The following is a 21571-nucleotide window of genomic DNA, read 5'->3' as shown; positions in this document are numbered from 1 at the left end:
AATAATTCTGTTACCTATTTCTTATAAGACTTCGTTCTTTATGAATTGTTACACTTTTTTAATAAAATATGATTGTTTTCGTAATTTTACCTCGTTTTTAAAACTTACTTTAATGAAGCTTACTTCCATTATTTCAATGTTCACAGTACTTGCCATATTAACTGGCTGTTCTTCTGCTCAAAAATTAGACACTTTAAAGCCAGAACCAGACGATGCAAGTCCGTTAGTTTATGACAGCAGTCCATCCTTTATCAACTTACCTATTACCGTAAAATTAACCGATATTGAAAGCCAGACCAACGCTTTATTAAACGGATTAATTTACGAAGACAATACGATTGAAGATGACGATATAGAAATGAAAATCTGGAAACTAGGTCCTATTAAAATTCAAAATGATCCGGCAAATCTGGATAAGAAAATAAAAACTATTTTACCACTAAAAGCCAATATCAAATATCGTATTGGAACTAAAAAACTGGGAGTAGAATTATACGATGTTAGAGAATTTAATTTAAATGGCGTAATTACTTTATCCAGCGAAACAGCTCTGACAAACTGGAAACTTTCTACAAAAACCGAATTCAAATCTCTTGATTGGAATGAAACTCCAACAATGACGGTTTTTGGTAAAAACATGCCGATTACCTATTTAATAAATCCTGCTATCTCTATTTTTAAAGGAAAACTGGAAAAAACAATAGATGAAGCCATAGAGAAATCAATGGATTTTAAACCTAATGTACTTCAGGCAGTCGAAAAAATATGCACACCTTTTCAGATGAGCGATACTTATGAAAGCTGGCTTCGAATTGTTCCGATCGAAATTTACTCTACAAATGCGAAGTTAAAAAACGATTCGTTCTTACTTGATATGGGAATGAAATGTAATATGGAAACGATTGTAGGCAAACAGCCTGAATCAAAATTTAGCGCCAGTAAAATTGTATTGAAACCTGTTGCTAAAATTCCGAATCAGATTTCGGCTAATATTGCTGCAATTTCAAGTTATGTTGATGCTTCAAAAATTATGACGAAGAATTTTGCCGGACAAGAATTTGGATCAGGAAGCAAAAAAGTAACCGTAAAAAACGTTGCCATCTGGCATAAAAACGGAAAAATGATTATTGCTCTTGATGTTTTAGGATCTATAAACGGAACATTATATCTGAATGGAATTCCGCAATACAACTCACAGACAAAAGAAATTTATTTTGATAAACTAGATTATGTTCTGGATACTAAAAGCAAATTAATGCGAACTGCAAACTGGCTGGCCCAAGGATATGTTTTAAGAAAAATGGAAGAAAGCTGTCGTTATTCTATACAACCAAATTTAGACGAAGGCAAAAAAAGCATGGCAGGTTATTTGAAAAACTATTCACCAATGCCTGGTGTATTTGTAAACGGAAAAATGGAAGATATTGTATTTGATAAAATTCAGCTCACCAATCAAGCTATAATCGCTTTTATCAAAATAAACGGAACGGTAAATGTTTCGGTTAACGGACTTAAATAAGAAAAAAAGCAGTGTAATTATACACTGCTTTTTTTCTTTTGATACATTCGGTAAATTAAATAACCGATTATTATTACTAACAAATATGGAATCACCATTAAATAAACGATTCCATCATTTACTGCTTCGGCTTTTTTAGTATTAGAATCCCCTCCTAAAGCCGCACGACACATGGCGCATTGTGCATTAGATGAAATTCCAATAAAGAAAAAACAAATTCCAAAGACTAAAGTTTGGATCTTGGATTTTATAATTTGAATATTTTTATTAGTGCGCATAATATGGAGAAATCATTAAAAACACTACAACACCTGTTACCGCAACATACAACCAAATTGGAAAAGTAATTTTTGCAATTTTTCTATGTCTGTCAAATCGTTTTGCAAGTGCTCTAACATAAGTTATTAAAACAAGCGGAATAATCGCTATAGAAAGCAAAATATGCGTAATTAGAATAATAAAATAAACCAATCGCAATGATCCAACCTTAGCGCTTTCTATCGCATCCAGAACACCATCGTGGTTAGAATCTCCAAATTTTGTAGAATCTGACGTCATATGATACGCAACATACATCACTAAAAAAGCAACTGATAACGCAATTGCAAAAGTCATTAATCGCTCATGCAATTTTTGCTTACCATTTTTAATAGCCACAACTGCCCAAACCAAGACAATAGCAGTAATTCCGTTTGTAGTTGCATAAATTGGAGGTAAAAATGATAAAGGCTCTACATCAAAACCAAAATCTTTAAGTTTAACACCAAATAAAATTGCCACAACAACTGGAATGATAATTGAAACCGCAATGATAAGTTTATTATATTTTTTCTCTAAAGTATTATCTTCCATTATTCTTCTAATAAAATTTTGATGTCTTGTTGAATATCACGAACTCCTTTTTTATCTAAACCATCATAGTAAATACTAGGATTTCCGAATTCATCTTTTCTACAACGAATATTTCCCTCTTTATCGATTAAAGCAAACAATCCAGAATGTTCAAATCCGCCACTTACTTTATCATTGGCACCAGCATAAAGATTAAAACCTTTATTAGACAAATCCATTATCACATCTCTATCACCTGTTAAGAAATTCCAGTTTGAAGATTTTACCCCAAGTAATTTGGCATGATCTTTTAAAACCTCAGGTGTATCATGCTTTGGATCAATTGTAATAGAAACGATTCCAAAGTTAGGATTTCCAAAAAAAGTCTTTTCAATTTCCAGCATACTCATATTCATTTTTGGACAAATAGAAGGGCACGTTGTAAAAAAGAATTCCAAAACATAAACCTTTCCTTTATACGTTTCATTAGAAACTTTCACATTATCCTGATTGGTCAATTCGAATTTTGGAGCAGGTCCTATTGTCAAAAGTTTAGCATCTTTTGAAGATTTTGCTTCAACATTATCCAGACGATTCCCTTTTACAACATCTCCGTTTTTAACCCGATCAACAATTTTTGGAATAGCATAAATCCCAAAAATCAAAATGATAAAGGAGATTCCTATATATGATTTGTTTTTGAACATTATAAATGATTATTAAAGTTGCTTAGTAGCGTTATGATTTTTCTTTAAAGCGGCGCGGTATTCGTATAAAATGATTTTAAAATCATCCAACATCTCGTTGCTCAACTCAGATGGATGAAAAGTATCATATCCTTCTTTATACTCTTTAGGATCTTTTCTTCCTCTTAGGTTGCGCTCTTTATCAATGATATAAACATTAGAAGTACCCAAATTTTGATCTAATTTTTCTTTTAAATGCAATCCATTATAAAATTTCTGAATGTCTTCTTTCGGAGCAAATACAAAATTCCAATTTTTAACGTCTGTAAAAGGAGATAAAGCGTCCACTATTTTTTGAGCTTCTTTTTCTGTTCCTTCAGGACAAAGAACTACAAACTGAAGATCTTCAAAACCATTATAACGTTTATAGATCTTTTCATTTAAATTAAAATAATTACCTCTGTTATCTAAAATATTTGTGCCAGCAAAACCTAGCACTGTAATCTTTTTATTGAGAGATATTTTTTTTCCGTTTAATGAATTCCAATTTCCAAAATCGGCAACTTTTGGTGTTATTACAGGAAGTGTTGTAAAACTATTTACACCAGAAGCAAAAAATAAATAAGCTACAATTGGCAAAACAAAAAGTACAAAGAGAACTATATTTTTTTTCATTGTATTAACGGAAATTATTGAGGTACAAAAATAAAAAAAGCTCCGTAAATCGGAGCTTCTTTTCGAATTAATATCATGTTAAAAATTCCATTTAATAGTAGAATCTTTAAAAACCCCATAAATATAATGTCCTTCTGTTAACAGAATAAACAATAAATATAAAACCAGGAAGATAACAGGAGAAACTACAGACCATCTAAGGCTGCTTTTTTCACCTTCCATGTGCATAAATGCCCATACAATATAATATGCTTTGAAAATTGTAAGGATATAGAAAATCCAGTTTAACAAATTCAAACCGATAAAATGCGTAAATTCTAATGATGCAGGTTTGTAGATACCTAAAATAACTTCTACTGTAGTTACTACTGAAAGTAATCCGAAAACAAACCAGATTCTTTTTGTATTTGATACGTGCTCGTGTGACATAATAATTAAATTCTAAAAATTAAACTAGGTAGAAAACTGTAAATACAAATACCCAAACTAAATCTACGAAGTGCCAGTATAATCCAACTTTCTCAACCATTTCGTAGCTTCTTCTTTTCTCGTAAGTACCTAATAATACATTGAAGAAAATAATGATATTGATAATAACTCCAGAGAATACGTGGAATCCGTGGAAACCTGTAATAAAGAAGAAGAAATCAGCAAATAATTTATTACCGTACTCGTTTCTGATCAAGTTAGCACCTTCAACAACATATTTAGCAGTTGCTAAATGCGCTTCAGATTCTTCTCTTGATAAAACTGTTTTTTTCTTTTTATCTGTAAGTTTTTCTGTTCTAATTAAAATTTCAGGGTGAGCTTTAAATCCAGCCTGAACTTCAGCAACTGTGTAAGTTGGTAAAGATTGAGCATCTTCCATAAACCAAGTTGAATGGCTTCTTGTTAAAGATTCTCTTTGTTCTGGCAATTTAACAGCAAAATCAGCTAAAGCTACTCTTTTACCATCTTTATCCACAAACTGAAGTAAACTACCTCCAGCAGTTTCAACTGCACCATATTCACCTTTAATGAAGTTTTTCCATTCCCAAGCTTGAGAACCAACGAAAATTAAACCTCCAATAATAGTTAAGAACATATAAATTGCAACTTTTGTCTTTTTCAATTGGTGACCTGCATCAACAGCTAATACCATTGTTACAGAAGAAAAGATCAAAATAAAAGTCATTAATGCTACATAATACATTGGAGCCGCAACACCATGCATAAATGGAAAGTGAGTAAACACTTCATCAGCCAAAGGCCAAGTTTCAATAAATTTAAATCTAGAAAAACCGTAAGCTCCTAGAAATCCAGAGAATGTTAAGGCATCTGATACGATAAAAAACCACATCATCATTTTACCATAACTTGATCCTAGTGGCTGGATCTCATGACCGCCTCCCCAAGTTTTTTCGTCGTTGTTTGCAGTAGTAACTGTCGCTCCCATAAAAGATATTCGTTAAAAAGTTCCCAAATTTACGTTTTTTTCTTATTTAAAGAAAAATAAAAATAAAAATAAATATACCCATAATAAATCCAAAAAGTGCCAATACATCGCACCTAGCTCTATCCCAAGAGTTTGAGTCGAATTGTATTTTTGTTTAAAATGATTATAAATTATAATTAAAAGTGAAATTAATCCGCCAGCTAAGTGCAACAAGTGTGTAACTGTCACCACATAAAGGAAAGTTGTAGTAATTGAACTACCTTCTCCTGTAAAATAATACCCTTGTTCTACGATTTGTCCAAATCCTTGAAATTGTAATATTATAAATAGAATTCCTAAAGCCAAAGTTCCTAAAAGAAGACTTGTAACTGCGCTTCTATTATCTTTTTGAATGGCTTTTTTTGCCAAATGAAAAGTAACACTACAAGCAATAATAACTGCTGTACTCCAATAAAAAGCAGAAGGAAGCTCAAAATTCTTCAACCAGTCTGCTCTGGATTTACTTACTACAAATGCACTTGTTAATCCTGCGAACATCATGGTCATACTCACCATTGCAAAAAGCAGAATCAGTTTTGCTGATTTTGACTTTTGTGCTTGTTCTTCATTTCTTGTTATTGTCATTTCCATAACTATCTTAAAAATTTATCTACTATAAATACAATTTGTAAAAGCGAAATATAAGATACACTTACCAACATTAATGTTCTTGCCGCTTTTGCTGTTCTCAACTTATACAATTTAACTGCATAGAAAAGCATCCAAATTCCTAAAAGAAATACTAAAACCGCTGCAATTGGCGAAATGAACAATTGTCCCGTAAAACCTAACACAGGTAACAACGACGCTATGATAAGCCAAATTGTATACAAAATAATTTGCAATGCCGTTCCATTATCTTTCTTTCCTGTCGGAAGCATAAATATTCCTGCTTTTTCATAATCTTCATACAAAAACCATCCGATAGACCAGAAATGAGGAAACTGCCAGAAAAACTGAATTAAAAATAAGGTTCCAGCTTCTATACCAAACTCTCCTGTAGCAGCAACCCATCCTAACATAAAAGGAATTGCTCCTGGAAATGCTCCAACAAAAACAGAAAGCGAAGTAACCGTTTTTAAAGGCGTATAAATACTGGTATAAAGAAATATAGAAATCGCAGCAAACATTGCCGACTTCGCATTTATAGTATAAAGAAGCGCAATCCCCAAAATAGTAAGCAGACTTGCCACCAATAAAGCTACTTTTGGAGACATACGTCCAGAAGGAACAGGACGATTTTTGGTGCGATCCATTAAAGAATCAATATCTTTTTCAATTACCTGATTAAAAGCATTTGATGCTCCAACCATACAATAACCTCCAACTGCTAAAACAGCTAAAACACTCCATTGAAAAGGATGATCAGAATCTACTCCTAATAAATATCCTGCAATAGAAGAAAACAAAACACTAATAGCCAGACCAGCTTTAGTAATCTCTTTAAAATCTAGGAATATTGATTTAATTGATAATGTATTTTTTGCAGCGTTCAATACTGTTGATATTTGTGTAATTTTTTTGAGTGGTGCAAATGTACAAATTAGATTGTAGAATATAAACCTATAAAAATAGATTTTTTCCAATAAAACCTTTACAAATTAAGATCTCAGCATTCTTTAACACTATTATTTCGAAAAATCTTATTAAAAATTTTAATAATCAAAATACCAGTTAAAAATATCAGAGCGTAATCCGATGCTAAACCATGTTGTATTTTGCTTAAAAGTTGTTGCAGTTTCTTGAGTAGGATCAAAATTTCGATAAATAAGACTTCCAAACAACTTCAAATTCGTCATCGGATTAATTAAATATCCTCCCTGAATATCTGCAATAAAAACACTTGTTTTATTTCCCTGACCTACTTTTACACCAGTATTGTAAGGACGTTTTTCATCATAACTTTTATAAATATTTCCTCCGTAATTATAGGAATCTTGAGCAGTATCAAAGTCCAATCCTCTTGTTCCCATTGTAAACTTTGCATCTCCAAACAAACGTCCTTTATGGTAGCGACCAATTAAAATTAATTCCTTGAAATTACCACCCCATTGATGCCCTACGCTTTGATTGTTATGTCCGTAATTCGTAATAACAGCACTATGCGAATACACATAAGGGCGAACATGATTGAATTCTACCTGAACTAATAAATCTTTTACATTAAACGCATTGAAATATTTTGCACCAAGCTGAAAACCAAATTTATTTTTCCAGCTTTGATTTCCTGCTCCAACATCTGAAACAGAAAATTCATCAATCAGGAACTGAGAATACAAATTAACACTGTTGTTCCATTTGTATTTTCCTGTAATTCCCAAAAGAGCATTTCCACTTCTCGAAGAAGAACCAAATTCTACTGCACGGTAAAAAATAATCGGATTTACAAAATTGATATCGAAACCTCTATTATTTGAATCGGTCCAAACTACAGATTCAAAAAAACCAAGATTTAATCTATTGGATACATTCCAACTTAAATAATGGTTCGCCATGAATTTAGTTGCATATGTTCGTTCTTCTGTAACTTCAGGACGAACATCTTTCATCCACATATACGTATTGGTATATTTTATTTTCCAGAAATTGGTGTTGATTTTAAAATATGGATACGGACTTGCTCCATCTCCTTCTAAAAGAGAACGATAACCGTCACCAATAAAGTTTCGACCATAACCTAATTGTAAATCGAAAATTTTACTTGGAGCGAAAGTAATATTTGCATCTGCTAAAGGAAAATCGTAAGCATCTGTTTTGAAACGTTTTGCAATTCCAACTCCAGGAATTATCGCCGGATTTCCTCCTGAAGGTTTAATCGATTCTGCATAATCATTAAAATATCCCGCAAATCTTCCTTGACTTTCAAAAAATGTCGTAGTAAAATTAATCTGCTTTCCTAGCCCTCCTCTAAAATTCAAAGCTCTTGTATTCACATAAGTATAAGAAGCATCACTATCTGAAGCTTTACCCAATTGCAAATCCACAATCGGATTTAATGAAAACCAGTAATCTTCTCCTTGAATCTGCACCATATTTTCATTCCACCATTTTCTTCCCAGCCATGACGAAACATTTTTCTGTAATGACTGATTAACCGCTTTCAAATTATAATATTTTGAAACCTCAGTATAAGTGTACGGTTTAGAAGCCGTATGATTATTGCTTCCAACCTGATTCATAGCTGCATCAAACTGGGCATAATAACTGTGGGAAAATGGTATATTTAAATGACTATTGAATTCCGGATTATTGTACTTTTTATACACAATACTATCCAGTTCTGTCATCGGTTTTTCGATTGGTTTTAAAATTTCTGCCGCAGCTAAAGCCTCTGCTGCAAGCTGTTCAGAACTTTTAAGTGGTATATCAATAGAAATGGTATATTTAGAATAAGTTGGTTTTCCATTATAAGTAGAAGGTTTTATCCTAGGAAATTTTCCGAATACGCGTTTTGCTTCCTCAGATAATTCTTCGTTTACTGCCGAAACATAAATTACTTTAAACTCTCCTTCAGCATTAACTTCAAAAAGTACTTTTACTACCCCTTTGTAGTTATTTTGCTTTAAATTTTTAGGAACCTGAAAGTTATTAAATACAAAATCTTGTACTTCTTTATAAAAGCATTTTTCTAATTTTTTACCATCTAAATTTTCGCAGTTTGGAAAAACAGGAAACATTTCTGCCGTAAAACCTGGCTGAACAGATGCATTACCATTTTGCTGCGAAGAAACAATGAAAAATGAAAAAATAAAAACAAGGGACAAAAAAAACTTATTCACTTATAATATGGTATTTATTTAATATTGATTTGGGGAATTTTCTCCGTTTGCAATTGCTTTTGCTGCCGAAGTTCCGATTCGCTTTACTCCTAAACGAATCATTTCTGCTGCCTCTTCATACGAACGAACACCGCCAGCAGCTTTTATTGAAAGTGGAGAAGCATTCTCAAGCATAATAATTATTGCTGGAACTGTCGCTCCATTTGGAGTATCATTTTCTGTTTTATAAAAGCCTGTTGAAGATTTTACAAAAATAGAAGCTAGATCGTCTTCTTCAAAATGAGACACTGCCACATTCTTAATCAAAGCCGATAACTGAATAATCTCTTTATCTGTCAAAGCCGCAACTTCTATAATCCATTTTACGGTTTTATTATTGGCTAAAGCAATCTGGGTTCCTATCAGGATTTCTTTTTTTACTAAATCTATTTCCCCGTTTTTAAAAGCTTCATAATTACAGACAAAATCTAAATCGTCGGCTCCGTTTGCTATTGCTTCGTTTGCTTCTTTAATCTTAGTTTCAAGACTTGATTTCCCTTCAGGAAAATCAATTACAGTCCCAACTAGCAAAACCGAATTGGCTTCTACAATCATTTCTTTTGCTAAAGCAACATATTCTGGACGAATCATAATTAATTTAAATTCTTCCTGAATTGCTTCGGTAATCATTTTTTTTACCACAATGGTATTTTCTGCTTCAGAAAGACCAGCTTGCGAGGCAGTTTTTAAATAAGTAGAATCTAAATATTGCTTTACATTCATAATGATAGAAGTTACAGAAAACCAGCACAAAAGTACATTTTATATTGATAAAAAACAGTGTTTTAAAACTTTGATTTTCTTGTACAAAAAAACCCACCGAAGTGGGTTTAGTATTTATATCTTATCGATCTGTTTTTTTAAAGCAATTGCTGTAAAAACAGCTATAACCGCTCCAAGTGCATTGGCCAGAATATCAGTAACATCTGCAGCTCTTGTCGTTGTTAATGCATTTTGAAGAATTTCAATTGTAATTCCAAAAAAAACAGAGAATATAAAAGAAATCAAATAAGCTTTAAAATCTTCAGCTCCTTTTCCTACGAATTCCTTTTTGAAAAACAAAATCCACGAAATTGTAAATCCAAAATGAAAACAGAAATGTACAATTTTATCAATATTTGGAATAGTAACAACAGGAATATTACTTGAATCTGTCAAACAAAAATAGGTAATAATTCCTGAGCATATAATTGCCCAAATTAACAGAAATTGTTTAGGCACCGATTAAATCTTTATAAGCTTCGTCAGATAATAAAGAATCAATTTCTGAAGCATCAGCGATTTTAATTTTAATCATCCATCCCGCTCCGTAAGGATCTGAATTTACAGTTTCAGGAGCACTTTCTAAATCTTCATTAAAAGCAATGATTTCACCTGTTAATGGTAAGAATAAATCTGAAACTGTTTTTACAGCCTCAACCGTTCCAAAAACCTCATCTTTTGAAAGTGTCTGATCTAAAGTTTCTACCTCAACATACACGATATCTCCTAACTCTTTTTGTGCAAAATGAGTAATTCCTACAGTCGCAACATCGCCTTCGATGCTAACCCATTCGTGATCTTTTGTGTACTTTAAATTTGCTGGTATGCTCATAATAATATGTTTGAAAAATTGATAATTTAAAATTTAAGTCACAAATGTAATAATCTTCTAAGAAATCTAGTTTAGAAACTAAAAATTAATTTCCAAAATTATAACGAAGTGTGAAACCTGATCTGATATTCGTTAAAGGAAATGCTGTTGAAATAACTGCTTTCGAAAATGAATGATCATAATAGAATATTGCTGTTAAATTTTTACTGAAAGAATAATCAGCTGTTAACTTTAAAGTCCAGATATTCTGTCCTGCCGCAAGCTGGTTATTATCATAATCCAAATAACGAACTAACGTTTCATTATTTCTAAATGAAAAATCAGCTTTAAGGTTGATATCACTTTTAATAATTCCTGTTGGGTTATCTGCCAGTCTTGATGAGAAAATGACATCTTTAAAACGATATCCTAATCCTACAACATATTCTACTCCTTTTACCTCTGTCAATAAATTATTATCAAAACTCATAGACAAAGCACGGTCTTTTTTAACTTCTGTCAACAAACGGAAAGAATTCTTCAACTCAAAATCAACACGGATAAGCGGACTAAACTGCTCTACCAAATTGACATTGGACATAATCGTTTTATTAAAGAAGTTTGTATTTACGTCTTGTCCATTCGGATTTTCAAGATAATCAAAGTTAGATCTAAATTGACTAATGGTATAAGACGCTCTATAATTATGCTGTAATGAAAAACGTTTAAAATGATCTTTAAAATATTTGTAACGCATTAAACCATTATACTTAACTGTCCAGTTAGGAATTGGGAAACTCCTAAAAATACTTGTAGAACTATTTGAAGCGTCACTTCCTGTATATGCTGCCAGGAAAGATGGAAGCAATACTGCCTGATTACTTTTTGAAAAACCAACCGGATAACCTAAATTAGAAACAAAGATTTTATAATTTGGATCTGTTTCTGCCGGAATTGGATTGTTTATATCTCCATATCTCGGAATTTCAACTCCTGCACCATAATGCTGTTCTGCTAAACGATTTGCAATAATTAGACGATTGCTTCTAAAATCGTCAAATGCAGATGATTCTGTTTCTGTACTTGTTGAAAACGCCGTTTTTATCATCACTGTTGAAATAGAAAACATTCCATAACTATATGGAGACAAAGGCGTATATTCTAACACACCAGTCTGATCATTTTCGACAACACTATATTGCTCAGATGAATTTTGAGAATAAGAACGATCCATTGCTAAATCTATTTTCAGATCAGGAAATAAATCTACGTTTGCTGTAACCTTTAAAATCTTATTACTAACCTGTGTAAAATTTTGATTGAAATTCTGATAATCGGTTAGCCAACCGTTTTTCGCAGCTTCATAACGTACATCATCCTGACTACCAAATACAAATCCCAGAGATGGTTTTGATGTACCAAAGAATCCAACACCTGGTATATAACCTGGCAAAACGGTTCCGCTGTTTTTAGTATAATTGATCTGAATATTTTTTACACTTGTCAAAACTCCTATTAAACCATCGTAAAAAGGATTGCTACTTGTAACCGGCTTTGCTGTATTTACAATTTTTTCTCCTGGTTTTGGAGCAGCGACTGCTTTAGTTTTTGCAGGTTTTGCACCTGGCGTTAATCCTAAATATTTATACAGCAAATTCATATTTAATGTTGCCGAAAAAGTATTCGAATTGGCATTTTGAATAGTATTTCCTAAATTCCATGTAGTATCGCCTTCTGTGTATTGAGACATCGCTGTTGAAGGTCGCTGCCAATTATAATCTGCAGTGTACGAATAGTTTGCTTTTACAAAACTAAAAATTGGAATTTTGTTAATTGGAATTTCATAATTTACAATAAACTGCTGTAAATGCTGATTTGGTATACCAATATCAAAATAATCATCCCAGATATTAAAATCTTGTTTTGGAGTATTATCGTCATTCAAGAAGTTTCTAACAATATTATTAGAAGCTGCAGTATAATTTAATTTTAATGATTTAGTCAAATTAAACCCAAAACCATATTGATAATTAAACGCAAAATTTCTTCTGTAAAGCGGATCAAGCCCAATACTTCCTTCTTCTAATTCAACCTGTCTATATTGCTGGCGATTACTTTGTCTAATAATATTGGTATTGAATGAAACGTTTGAAGGAAGATAATTGATATTAAAATCACTTAACAATTTCCAGTATTCACTAGTTTTCAAGAATTTATTCTTCTTAAACGGAACAACCTCTTTTTGCTGAAAATTGTAAGCATAGTTTATCGCTGTATTAGACTGTTCATCCTCATAACTTTCTACTTCATAATCGTGTCTTTCTACCTGATTGTACGATTGAGAAAATGTAAAGTTTTCCACATCATAAACATGAGGTTTTTGCTCTGGCGCTCTATCTTTTCTTACTCCAATGAAGTTAATACTTTTACGTTTAGTATAATCTACTGCACGAGTTCTAATATTATCTTTTTCTGCCTGATTTGTGGTCTCATCAAGTAATTGTTTCAATTTAATATCCTGATTAAAAGGATCGTATTCAGGAGTAATAACTTCCTCACCAATTGCATAATTGAACGGAAGATTGATACCCCATTTCTTAGGCAACAGTTTTCCTAAATTCAAATTGGTTACAATGTTATATTGCTGAATATCTTCACGATTTCTTTCATTTGCTCCTTGTTCTAAAGAACCAAAACCAATTGTACTCTTTTTACCAGAAGCAGATAAGGTCATTAAATCGGCCATATTGGTATCAACATTCAATAAAGCAGCCATACCACCTTTGTTCTCCAAATCAGACATACGAAGTTCGTTAAACCAAACTTCACCTTTAATATCTTTATGATCTGCCTGACTCTTCACTCCGACCATTAAATTTCGAACTAAACCAAAATTCGGGTTACCTTTTATTCCTAAAGTTAATTTACTGTCCTGATCCCCTCCTTCAACACTAGGGTCTCTATCGGGATAGTAAATACCATTTATATCTCTCCTTGGATCATTAGGATCAATCTTCATTGCCAAAATTTTCATTCTTGTCAATAAAGAAAGTGCCAAATCAATATTGTTTTCTTCCAACCAAACCAAATCTGGACTTATAGAACAAGATCCTCCACTGTTAGTTACTTTTAAAGGAATTTCTATCTGATAAAAGTTTTGTGTGAAGTCATTACCAAAACGAATAAAACCAATCATCTCATCATCTAAAAGCGGAGTTTCGTTCGGAAGTGATTCGGCATGAAGGAACATTTTCAGTTTTTTATATTGGCGCATATCCACGCTTACATTTTTGAAAACTGCTCTGGAATCCTGATATTCTAATCCCGTTCCACCAACTCTTACGGCTAGAGATTGTTCATTTTGATTAATAATAGTGTTATTATTATACAACTGTTCTCTCTGAACTCCTGGCGGAATAACGTAATTTACTGGACATTTTGTAGCATTTTCCTGAATATTAACCGCCGCAACATCAAATTCAGTTCCGTCATTTTCGGGATTTGTATCATTGGCATCTAATGTTCCAGTATATCTTCTCCATTCTCCTCTAACTAAATCTAATGCTCCAAAACGAACCGTCATTTGATCATTAAATCCGGTCATGAACATACGCATGAAACGAATTGATCTAAAATCTGTAATATTCCCAATTGTATTTTGAGGCTGAGAAACCGGAATTTTAAATTGAATCCATCTTGCATTTGTTGTACCTCCGTTTGGAAGCTCTACATTACTTACTTCTCTAATGTCTGTAATATAATTTTCACCAACCTGCATTCCTGGTTTCAAATCAACGCTATATTCATAATAAGCATTAATTGTACTCATTGTATTATCGCGGTTGATATCTTCAACATCTGGAAGTGTTGTAGATCCACGATTTGGATCATCTACACTTACAGCTGAATTGTTTTCAGTTCCATTATATCTTTTGTAACGATCTAAAACTCCTCCGGTTGTATTTAAATAATACTTGTAGTTATCTGCTGCTGGATCTTCTTCGCCTGCATAATTCGTATAAACAGTTCCTTCTTTAGCATCTGGCAAACCATCTAAACCTACGTCTTGATTTCTACGGTTGTCAGCATTGGTATCAAACGCATAGATTAATGATTGAGATGCCGGAACATCTCCCCAAATTGGTTGTGGGTTTACCATAACCTGATCTGGACCTAATCCGTTTTCATATTGTTTTCTTCCGTCTTTAAGAACGTCTTCAGAAACTTCTCCTAGATTGAAATAAATTTTTCCGCTGTTACCTGGCTGTGACTGCCCCGTTCCAACATAAGGATCAAGAACCCAGAACTGAATATATTCAACGTTACCCTGTTCAAAATTGGTTGAATTTAGCGCACGCATAATTCCCCCAAAATTGGTTGATGGATTACTTGTTGTAAAATTAGGGTTGTTATTGTAAGGCCCTCTGTCTGAAGGATAATACGTTAAATCGAGTGTATTAATAACCTGAATCTGTCCTTGTGCAATATCTGTATTTGGATAAAGCTCCCTGCTATACACCCTTCTTGTGGAGTTTAAAGACAAATCTTCATTCGAAATTCCCGAAGGCTTAGAAGCATAAAAAACAGGATCGATAGTGTACCATGCCAATTTTGCACGTTTATAACCGTATTCTAATGTATTTGAAGCAGCATTAAAGGTATTATCATTTAAAGAGCCAACATAAGGAGTCGAAGCCAAGCTCCACGCAAAAGCCGATCTCATATCAATTGTTGTCTGAGAGCCTTCAAAGTCATCGATGTAAATGGTTGCTTCACCTTCAAAATCACTTGCTTTTGGTGCATCTGGTTTTAAAAACGCAACTTCTCCACGAATGGAAAGATTCGAAGGAACATCTGTATCAACATTAGGTAGTTTATTTGCTAATCTGGTTAAAAACGGAACTTCGGTTGAGTAATTTCCATTAAAACCAAAAATCGTATTATTTACAGATTCCTGACCATAACTTGATTTTTGAGTAAAAGGACGTTCTGTCATCTTTAAGAAAGTTCCTCCAACAACAAATTTTTCTGAAATTTTATGTTCGATATTGAACCCCATAAACCTTCTGGTCTGTTGTCCGAAAATGGAATTATTTTCCAAAGAAACTTCAATTGGCGTATTTGAGGCCTGAAGTGAAGGATCTAAAATTTGAACTCTTCCTAACTGATAATCGACACTATAATCAATTCCTTCAACCAATCTTCTTCCTGCTGCACTTACTACAACAGAACCTTGAGGTACATTGAATGCCCCAATCGGGATACCGTTACTTCCTGAAGATTTATATTTTCCTCTTAATAAGAATTTATTTTTATCACTATCCTGCAATGCGCCAGCCTGTGTATTGCGATACATATTTCGGAATACATATTTTCGCTGGTTATCATTATAAGTAGTTGGATCGTTATAGTTTTCTCCCGATCCTGTATTCAATTTTCTAAATAAAAGCTCCCCAAAAGGCTCTTTTGTGGTAAAGATAATTCGAGCATTTTGAACATCAACGGTTACTCCTGGGACATAATCAAAGAACCCATCTCCTCCTGTCTGTGGGTCGTTATTGTAATTTAAACGATCCAGATTAAAAACATTCAATAAAGGCGTTTTTTCAACTTTATCTTCTGGCAATGGATTAGTTGGAAAAGTGGTTCCTGTTACTGGTGTGATATAATTGATTGGCGATGGATCTGTATAAAGAATGTTAAGTCTAAAATCTTCTTGTTTGATTTGATAAGCTTGCGGAATTTGATAAACGTTTTTCATCATCAGGTTCCAAACCGGATTATTTACATTTGTCAAACTACTTTTCAGCATTTTTAAAACCAAACTCTGAGTAATAACCGCCTGATTCGAATTACCGCTGTTTCCTGTAACAACAGTTGCATCTACACCATCACTACCAAATTCTCCAACCTGATACACTTTACCGCCAACTGTATATTCAAATGCAACGGCTAAAATTTCGTCATTTGCCAAACGTTGCTGTAAAGAGATATAACCTAGCTGAGCGTTAAAAGTATATTCGTTTGTAGTTAATTTTCTGGCGTTTTCTAAAATCGAATAATCGGTACCCTCACTTACGTTTGTGTTATTAAATCCAGAACCTGCCGTAGCAATTTCCCTAATGTTAGAATTTAAATATCCTCCTGCCCTTCCGATAGTTGCAGGGTCGTATTTGTTATTTGTATTGTCTGTAGGAGAATCTATAGGATTATTAAAAAATCCTGCTGAATTTGTAATTACCACAACTTCATTATCTGGCACGCCATTTACCTGACCTTCACCTAAATCCTGAAGCGCTACAATATTTCTTAAGTTATTACTCGTAGTCGTTACCCTATTTTGTTTGTTTGTTACCCATACTTCTAATCTGGTAACCTGAACACGGCTATCAATAAGAGGATAATTTTTTAAGGAGTTGTCGTATTTATTTCTAAAGTATTGTGACAGGAAGAAATGTCGGTCATTATCATAATCTAATGCAAACAAATCGAAGTTTTGAACTGTTCCTCCACCTTCTGCGACTATACTTTTGGTTTGAGACTTTTGTTCTGAGAATACTCCAGTAACTGTAGTCTTACCAAATTGCAATTGTGCTTTAACACCAAATAAACTTTGTGCACCTCTAATCAAAGTACTGTTTAAAGGCATACTTACATTTCCGACTTCTACTTTCTGAACAATATCATCTTCAGAAGGCGTATAAGCCAGTTTAAATAAATTCTGAAATGCAAATGTAGATTGTGTATCGTAGTTGGCATTAACCTCTAGACGGGTTCCAATTTTCCCCATTAAACTCATACTGATTCTTTGATCAAAATCAAAAGTCAGACTCGATCTGTTTCTTGGTGAAAATGAAGGATTATCTTGTTTGGTATAACGTAAACCCAAATCCATCTCAACTGATCCTGTGGGTTTTACATCAATAGTATTACTACCAAAAATGCTTTCGAACAAACTTGAATTGATGTAATATCTTGGAAGTAAATCTTTTTTAGCGGCTTCAGCTCCAGTTTTTTTGCCATCAATGGCATCCATTTTTTTTCTAAAATAATTCCTTCTGGATTCTTTTAGAACCAAATCCTCATACTCTTTTGGAGTTAAAATTAAAGGATAATTAATCGAAAAACCATCGACCGAATTGGTATAAATATAACGATCTGTGATAGGATCATATTTATAAGCCGACAATATACTTGGAGGATCTTCAATCTCAATTTTACCAACTGAAAACTGAGTTTTAGTTGTATCTTGAGTTGCCGGGGTAACCTGCGCACGCAAAACATTACCGCAGAGTAATACCAGCAACAAAATACAAATTTTACGCATAGAATTCTTTTATAAGAAATGAAATTTATAAGCTTTTTAAAGCTTTTTTGATAATTGTTTCCACAGTAGCTTCAGGATCTTCCTTAACAATTCTTTCCACCACTTTTTCAGAAGCTTTTCTAACAAAACCTAGAACTTCTAGAGCAGATAACGCTTCATCTTTGTTTCTATTGTTTTGAACTGCAAAAACTTCGTCCAAATCATACAATTTAACAACTTTATCTTTTAAATCAAGTATAACCCTTTGTGCTGTTTTATTTCCAATCCCTTTAATAGACTGTATTACACCAACATCTCCGGATGCAATCGCATTTATTATTTGTTTGGGTTCGATCGACGAAAGCATCGTTCTAGCAATTCCCGCTCCGATTCCTGAAACAGAAATTAACATTCTGAAAATTTCACGCTCCGATTTTTCAACAAAACCGTATAAAGTATGCGCATCTTCTTTGATTTGAAGATGCGTATACAATTTTATATTTTCAGAATTTGGAATTAAAGAGAAGGTATGCAGCGATATATTAACCTGATAACCAACGCCTCCACAATCTATCACAACTTCTGTAGGATTTTTTTCTACTAATCTTCCCTGCAAATGTGCTATCATAAATATAATTTATTAGTATCAAATATAACAAAATTGCCATAAAACTACGACAAATTTATCCAATCCTTGTTAGAACGTTTATTGTGTTATTTTATTCTTTTTACTTTCTTTTTCCTGTGCATCAATAACTGCAATGGCAGCCATGTTTACCATTTCTTCTACGCTTGCTCCTAATTGAAAAATGTGTACCGGTTTACCCATACCCATCATAATCGGTCCAATTGAATTTACTTTGTACAATTCTTTCAGTAATTTATAAGTGATATTTGCCGATTCCAGATTAGGGAAAATCAAAGTATTTACTTTTTTACCAGCCAATTTAGAGAATGGGAATTTTTCTTCAAGCATTTCCTGATTTAAAGCAAAATCTGCCTGAATTTCTCCATCAACAATCATTTCTGGATGATTTTTATGTAAATAAGCTACTGCTTCTCTAACTTTCGAAGCGCTTTCGCTAGTCGAAGAACCAAAGTTTGAGAACGAAACCATTGCGATAACTGGTTCGATTCCGAACATTTTAGCTGTTTTAGAAGTCATAATGGCAATATTGACCAAATCCTGAGCAGATGGATTAATATTGATTGCTGTATCTGACAAAAACATTGGTCCACGCGAAGTCAACATCATGTTTGCAGTTGCGATTAAAGATGCGTTCTGAGCCTTTGGAATCAATTGCATCATTGGCTTTACAACCGAAGGATAGCTTCTTGAATGTCCTGTAACTACTGCATCTGCTTCACCTTCATTAACCATCATTGCTGCAAAATAGTTTCTTTCGCGCATGAATTTTTCTGCATCTAATTTCGAAACTCCTCTACGTCCTCTTGCTTCCCAGAAAGAATTTGCAAATTTGTTACGTCTTCCTTCTTCCTCATCTGTTTTAGGATCAATGATTTCAAGATCTGCATCAAAACCTAGTTCTGCTTTTAGTTCTAAAATCTGTTCTTTGTTTCCTAATAAAATTGGGAATCCAATTCCGTCTTCATAAACAATCTGAGCTGCTTTCAACACATTTAATTGATCTGCCTCAGCAAAAACAATTCTTTTAGGATTTAATTTAGCACGGTTTGTAATTAAACGAACCATTTTATTATCGTTACCCATACGCTCACGAAGTGCATCTTCATAAGCTGCCCAGTCGGTAATAGGATTTTTGGCAACTCCAGATTCCATAGCTGCTTTTGCAACTGCAGGAGCAACAACTGTAATTAATCTAGGGTCAAATGGTTTTGGAATAATATATTCTTGTCCGAAACCTAATTTGGTAGCTCCGTAAGCAACATTAACCTGCTCTGGAACTGGTTCTTTTGCTAAAATGGCCAAAGCTTTTACAGCTGCCATTTTCATTTCTTCATTAATTTTTTTAGCTCTTACATCTAATGCTCCTCTAAAGATATATGGAAAACCTAAAACGTTGTTTACCTGATTAGGAAAATCTGAACGTCCTGTCGCCATAATAACATCTTTTCTAGTTTCAACAGCAAGATTATAATCAATTTCCGGATTCGGATTTGCCATTGCAAAAACAATCGGACTATTGGCCATTGAAAGCAACATTTCAGGAGAAAGAATATTTCCTGAAGATAAACCGATAAAAACATCAGCTCCTTTTACTGCTTCGGCTAATTCAATTTTAGCACCATCAATAGCATATTTTAATTGTAATTCTGAAAGTGAAGGATTGTCTTTTGTTAAAAGTCCTTTACTATTATACATTAAGATGTTTTCTACTTTTACTCCTAACGAAACATACAAATCGGTACAAGCAATAGCAGCAGATCCTGCTCCTGAAACTACCATTTTTACATCTTCTGCTTTTTTTCCTGCCAACTCAAGAGCGTTGATTAAAGCCGCTGAAGAGATAATTGCTGTTCCGTGCTGATCGTCATGCATTACCGGAATATCCAATTCTTCAATTAATCTTCTTTCAATTTCAAAAGATTCTGGAGCTTTAATATCTTCCAAGTTGATTCCTCCAAAAGTTGGAGCAATATTTTTTACAGTCTGAATAAATTCTTCAACATTTTTAGTATCAACTTCGATATCAAAAACGTCAATATCAGAGAATATTTTAAATAACAAACCTTTTCCTTCCATTACAGGTTTTCCTGCTTCTGGACCAATGTCTCCAAGACCTAAAACGGCTGTACCGTTTGAGATTACGGCAACTAAATTACCTTTTGCTGTATATTTGTAAACGTCGTCAATGTTTTCTGCAATTGCTAAACATGGTTCTGCAACACCTGGCGAATAAGCCAATGACAAGTCTCTCTGGGTTGCATATTTTTTTGTTGGAACTACCTGAATTTTTCCTGGAGTCGGTTCTGCATGATACAGTAACGCTTCTCTTTTTTTACTCTCTTTGTTCATTATTTTAGCTTTTATTCTAGCTTACAAAGATATAAGTCTTGTTTTAAAATGGAGTCTTTTTAGCGTTTTCTTTTCTTAAAATCCATTTTGATAAATAAAAAAAGTCCAATAGAAATTGGACTCCTTTAAATTTTTATCGTTTTTAGCTATGCTTTATTGAGAAATATAAGAATTCAAATGCTGAATGGTATCTTTCTGCATTTCTATAATTGCTTTTACAACGTCGCTGATTGAGATTATTCCAACTACTATTCCGTCTTCTAAAACAGGTAGATGTCGTATTCTTTTTTCGCTCATTAGCTGCATGCAGTCTTCTAGATTATCTGAAAGTTTTACTGTAAAAACATTGCTTTCCATAATCTCATGAACAAAAGTTTCTTTAGAAGATTTATCTTTTAAAACAATTTTACGGGCATAATCTCTTTCCGACAATATTCCTTTGAGAACGTTATTGTCAATTATTAGAATGGCTCCGATGTTTTTGTCTCCCATTACTTTTAACGCATCATAAACCGTTAAATTAGAGTAAATAGAATACACATTTCTTCCTTTTGCTTTAAGTATTTGATCTACAGTCATAATGAAAAATTTTTAGAATTATAAAGTTATAACAAAAACAAACACAATCTGCAACGAAAACGTTTTTTTAAAAATACAACTTATTCATTTTAAACAAAATACATCAAAGAAC

General features: G+C 33.1%; 17 protein-coding genes. 1 reads left to right on the top strand and 16 read right to left on the bottom strand.

Features of this window, described 5'->3' with window-relative positions:
- Positions 1-112 precede the first annotated feature (112 nt).
- Positions 113-1519 carry a DUF4403 family protein gene (locus VGE71_RS22505; RefSeq protein WP_331140328.1) on the top strand — a complete coding sequence of 469 codons (1407 nt, stop codon included), beginning with the start codon at positions 113-115 and terminating at the stop codon, positions 1517-1519.
- 17 nt (positions 1520-1536) lie between these two features.
- Here VGE71_RS22505 and VGE71_RS22500 read toward each other — a convergent pair whose 3' ends face one another.
- The 16 genes from VGE71_RS22500 to VGE71_RS22425 form a co-directional block, all read right to left on the bottom strand.
- Positions 1537-1797: a hypothetical protein gene (locus VGE71_RS22500; RefSeq protein WP_331140327.1), complete on the bottom strand. Its 261-nt coding sequence runs from the start codon at positions 1795-1797 to the stop codon at positions 1537-1539.
- Positions 1787-2371, bottom strand: a complete 585-nt coding sequence (locus tag VGE71_RS22495; protein ID WP_331140326.1) for a DUF420 domain-containing protein — start codon at positions 2369-2371, stop codon at positions 1787-1789. Before VGE71_RS22495 ends, VGE71_RS22500 begins: the two co-directional genes overlap by 11 nt.
- The gene (locus VGE71_RS22490; RefSeq protein WP_331140325.1) at positions 2371-3057 is read right to left on the bottom strand and encodes an SCO family protein; all 687 of its coding nucleotides are present in this window, start codon (positions 3055-3057) and stop codon (positions 2371-2373) included. The genes VGE71_RS22495 and VGE71_RS22490 overlap by 1 nt, the downstream gene beginning before the upstream one ends.
- Positions 3058-3069: 12 nt before the next feature.
- Positions 3070-3711, bottom strand: coding sequence for a hypothetical protein (locus VGE71_RS22485; protein WP_331140324.1), 642 nt, complete (start codon positions 3709-3711; stop codon positions 3070-3072).
- A 78-nt stretch (positions 3712-3789) separates the two neighbouring features.
- A complete protein-coding gene (locus VGE71_RS22480) occupies positions 3790-4140 on the bottom strand; it encodes a cytochrome C oxidase subunit IV family protein (RefSeq protein WP_091492369.1) in 351 nt (116 codons plus the stop codon).
- 19 nt (positions 4141-4159) lie between these two features.
- Complete coding sequence (locus tag VGE71_RS22475) at positions 4160-5146, bottom strand: cytochrome c oxidase subunit 3 (RefSeq protein ID WP_331140323.1); 987 nt, start codon at positions 5144-5146, stop codon at positions 4160-4162.
- 42 nt (positions 5147-5188) lie between these two features.
- Positions 5189-5776 carry a cytochrome c oxidase subunit 3 gene (locus tag VGE71_RS22470; RefSeq protein WP_331140322.1) on the bottom strand — a complete coding sequence of 196 codons (588 nt, stop codon included), beginning with the start codon at positions 5774-5776 and terminating at the stop codon, positions 5189-5191.
- Positions 5777-5778: 2 nt separating this feature from the next.
- A complete protein-coding gene (cyoE, locus tag VGE71_RS22465; protein WP_144215458.1) occupies positions 5779-6681 on the bottom strand; it encodes a heme o synthase in 903 nt (300 codons plus the stop codon).
- Positions 6682-6840: 159 nt separating this feature from the next.
- On the bottom strand, positions 6841-8964 hold the full coding sequence (locus tag VGE71_RS22460) for an energy transducer TonB (RefSeq protein ID WP_331140321.1): 2124 nt from the start codon (positions 8962-8964) through the stop codon (positions 6841-6843).
- An 18-nt stretch (positions 8965-8982) separates the two neighbouring features.
- Positions 8983-9726, bottom strand: coding sequence for a deoxyribose-phosphate aldolase (deoC, locus tag VGE71_RS22455; RefSeq protein ID WP_331140320.1), 744 nt, complete (start codon positions 9724-9726; stop codon positions 8983-8985).
- A gap of 114 nt (positions 9727-9840) precedes the next feature.
- Entirely contained in the window at positions 9841-10224 is a 384-nt protein-coding gene (locus tag VGE71_RS22450; RefSeq protein WP_331140319.1) for a VanZ family protein, read from the bottom strand.
- Complete coding sequence (gene gcvH, locus VGE71_RS22445) at positions 10217-10597, bottom strand: glycine cleavage system protein GcvH (RefSeq protein WP_144215462.1); 381 nt, start codon at positions 10595-10597, stop codon at positions 10217-10219. Before gcvH ends, VGE71_RS22450 begins: the two co-directional genes overlap by 8 nt.
- Before the next feature lie 85 nt (positions 10598-10682).
- The gene (gene sprA, locus VGE71_RS22440; protein ID WP_331140318.1) at positions 10683-17903 is read right to left on the bottom strand and encodes a cell surface protein SprA; all 7221 of its coding nucleotides are present in this window, start codon (positions 17901-17903) and stop codon (positions 10683-10685) included.
- Positions 17904-17928: 25 nt separating this feature from the next.
- Positions 17929-18510, bottom strand: coding sequence for a Holliday junction branch migration protein RuvA (gene ruvA / locus VGE71_RS22435; RefSeq protein ID WP_144215464.1), 582 nt, complete (start codon positions 18508-18510; stop codon positions 17929-17931).
- Between the two features lie 78 nt (positions 18511-18588).
- Complete coding sequence (locus VGE71_RS22430; protein WP_331140317.1) at positions 18589-20880, bottom strand: NADP-dependent malic enzyme; 2292 nt, start codon at positions 20878-20880, stop codon at positions 18589-18591.
- A gap of 153 nt (positions 20881-21033) precedes the next feature.
- Complete coding sequence (locus VGE71_RS22425; RefSeq protein WP_144215466.1) at positions 21034-21459, bottom strand: CBS domain-containing protein; 426 nt, start codon at positions 21457-21459, stop codon at positions 21034-21036.
- Positions 21460-21571 lie beyond the last annotated feature (112 nt).

Origin of the sequence: Flavobacterium sp. (genome assembly GCF_036405015.1) — a bacterium.
GTDB lineage: Bacteria > Bacteroidota > Bacteroidia > Flavobacteriales > Flavobacteriaceae > Flavobacterium.
The sequence above is the reverse complement of the archived record's forward strand: the minus strand, read 5'-3'. Positions and strand labels throughout refer to the sequence as shown.

Excerpts from the sequence above, each read along its gene's own strand:
- VGE71_RS22505 (WP_331140328.1), top strand. The coding sequence starts at position 113 with ATGAAGCTTACTTCCATTATTTCAATGTTCACAGTACTTGCCATATTA.
- VGE71_RS22500 (WP_331140327.1), bottom strand. The coding sequence starts at position 1,797 with ATGCGCACTAATAAAAATATTCAAATTATAAAATCCAAGATCCAAACT.
- VGE71_RS22495 (WP_331140326.1), bottom strand. The coding sequence starts at position 2,371 with ATGGAAGATAATACTTTAGAGAAAAAATATAATAAACTTATCATTGCG.
- VGE71_RS22490 (WP_331140325.1), bottom strand. The coding sequence starts at position 3,057 with ATGTTCAAAAACAAATCATATATAGGAATCTCCTTTATCATTTTGATT.
- VGE71_RS22485 (WP_331140324.1), bottom strand. The coding sequence starts at position 3,711 with ATGAAAAAAAATATAGTTCTCTTTGTACTTTTTGTTTTGCCAATTGTA.
- VGE71_RS22480 (WP_091492369.1), bottom strand. The coding sequence starts at position 4,140 with ATGTCACACGAGCACGTATCAAATACAAAAAGAATCTGGTTTGTTTTC.
- VGE71_RS22475 (WP_331140323.1), bottom strand. The coding sequence starts at position 5,146 with ATGGGAGCGACAGTTACTACTGCAAACAACGACGAAAAAACTTGGGGA.
- VGE71_RS22470 (WP_331140322.1), bottom strand. The coding sequence starts at position 5,776 with ATGGAAATGACAATAACAAGAAATGAAGAACAAGCACAAAAGTCAAAA.
- deoC (WP_331140320.1), bottom strand. The coding sequence starts at position 9,726 with ATGAATGTAAAGCAATATTTAGATTCTACTTATTTAAAAACTGCCTCG.
- gcvH (WP_144215462.1), bottom strand. The coding sequence starts at position 10,597 with ATGAGCATACCAGCAAATTTAAAGTACACAAAAGATCACGAATGGGTT.
- sprA (WP_331140318.1), bottom strand. The coding sequence starts at position 17,903 with ATGCGTAAAATTTGTATTTTGTTGCTGGTATTACTCTGCGGTAATGTT.
- ruvA (WP_144215464.1), bottom strand. The coding sequence starts at position 18,510 with ATGATAGCACATTTGCAGGGAAGATTAGTAGAAAAAAATCCTACAGAA.
- VGE71_RS22430 (WP_331140317.1), bottom strand. The coding sequence starts at position 20,880 with ATGAACAAAGAGAGTAAAAAAAGAGAAGCGTTACTGTATCATGCAGAA.
- VGE71_RS22425 (WP_144215466.1), bottom strand. The coding sequence starts at position 21,459 with ATGACTGTAGATCAAATACTTAAAGCAAAAGGAAGAAATGTGTATTCT.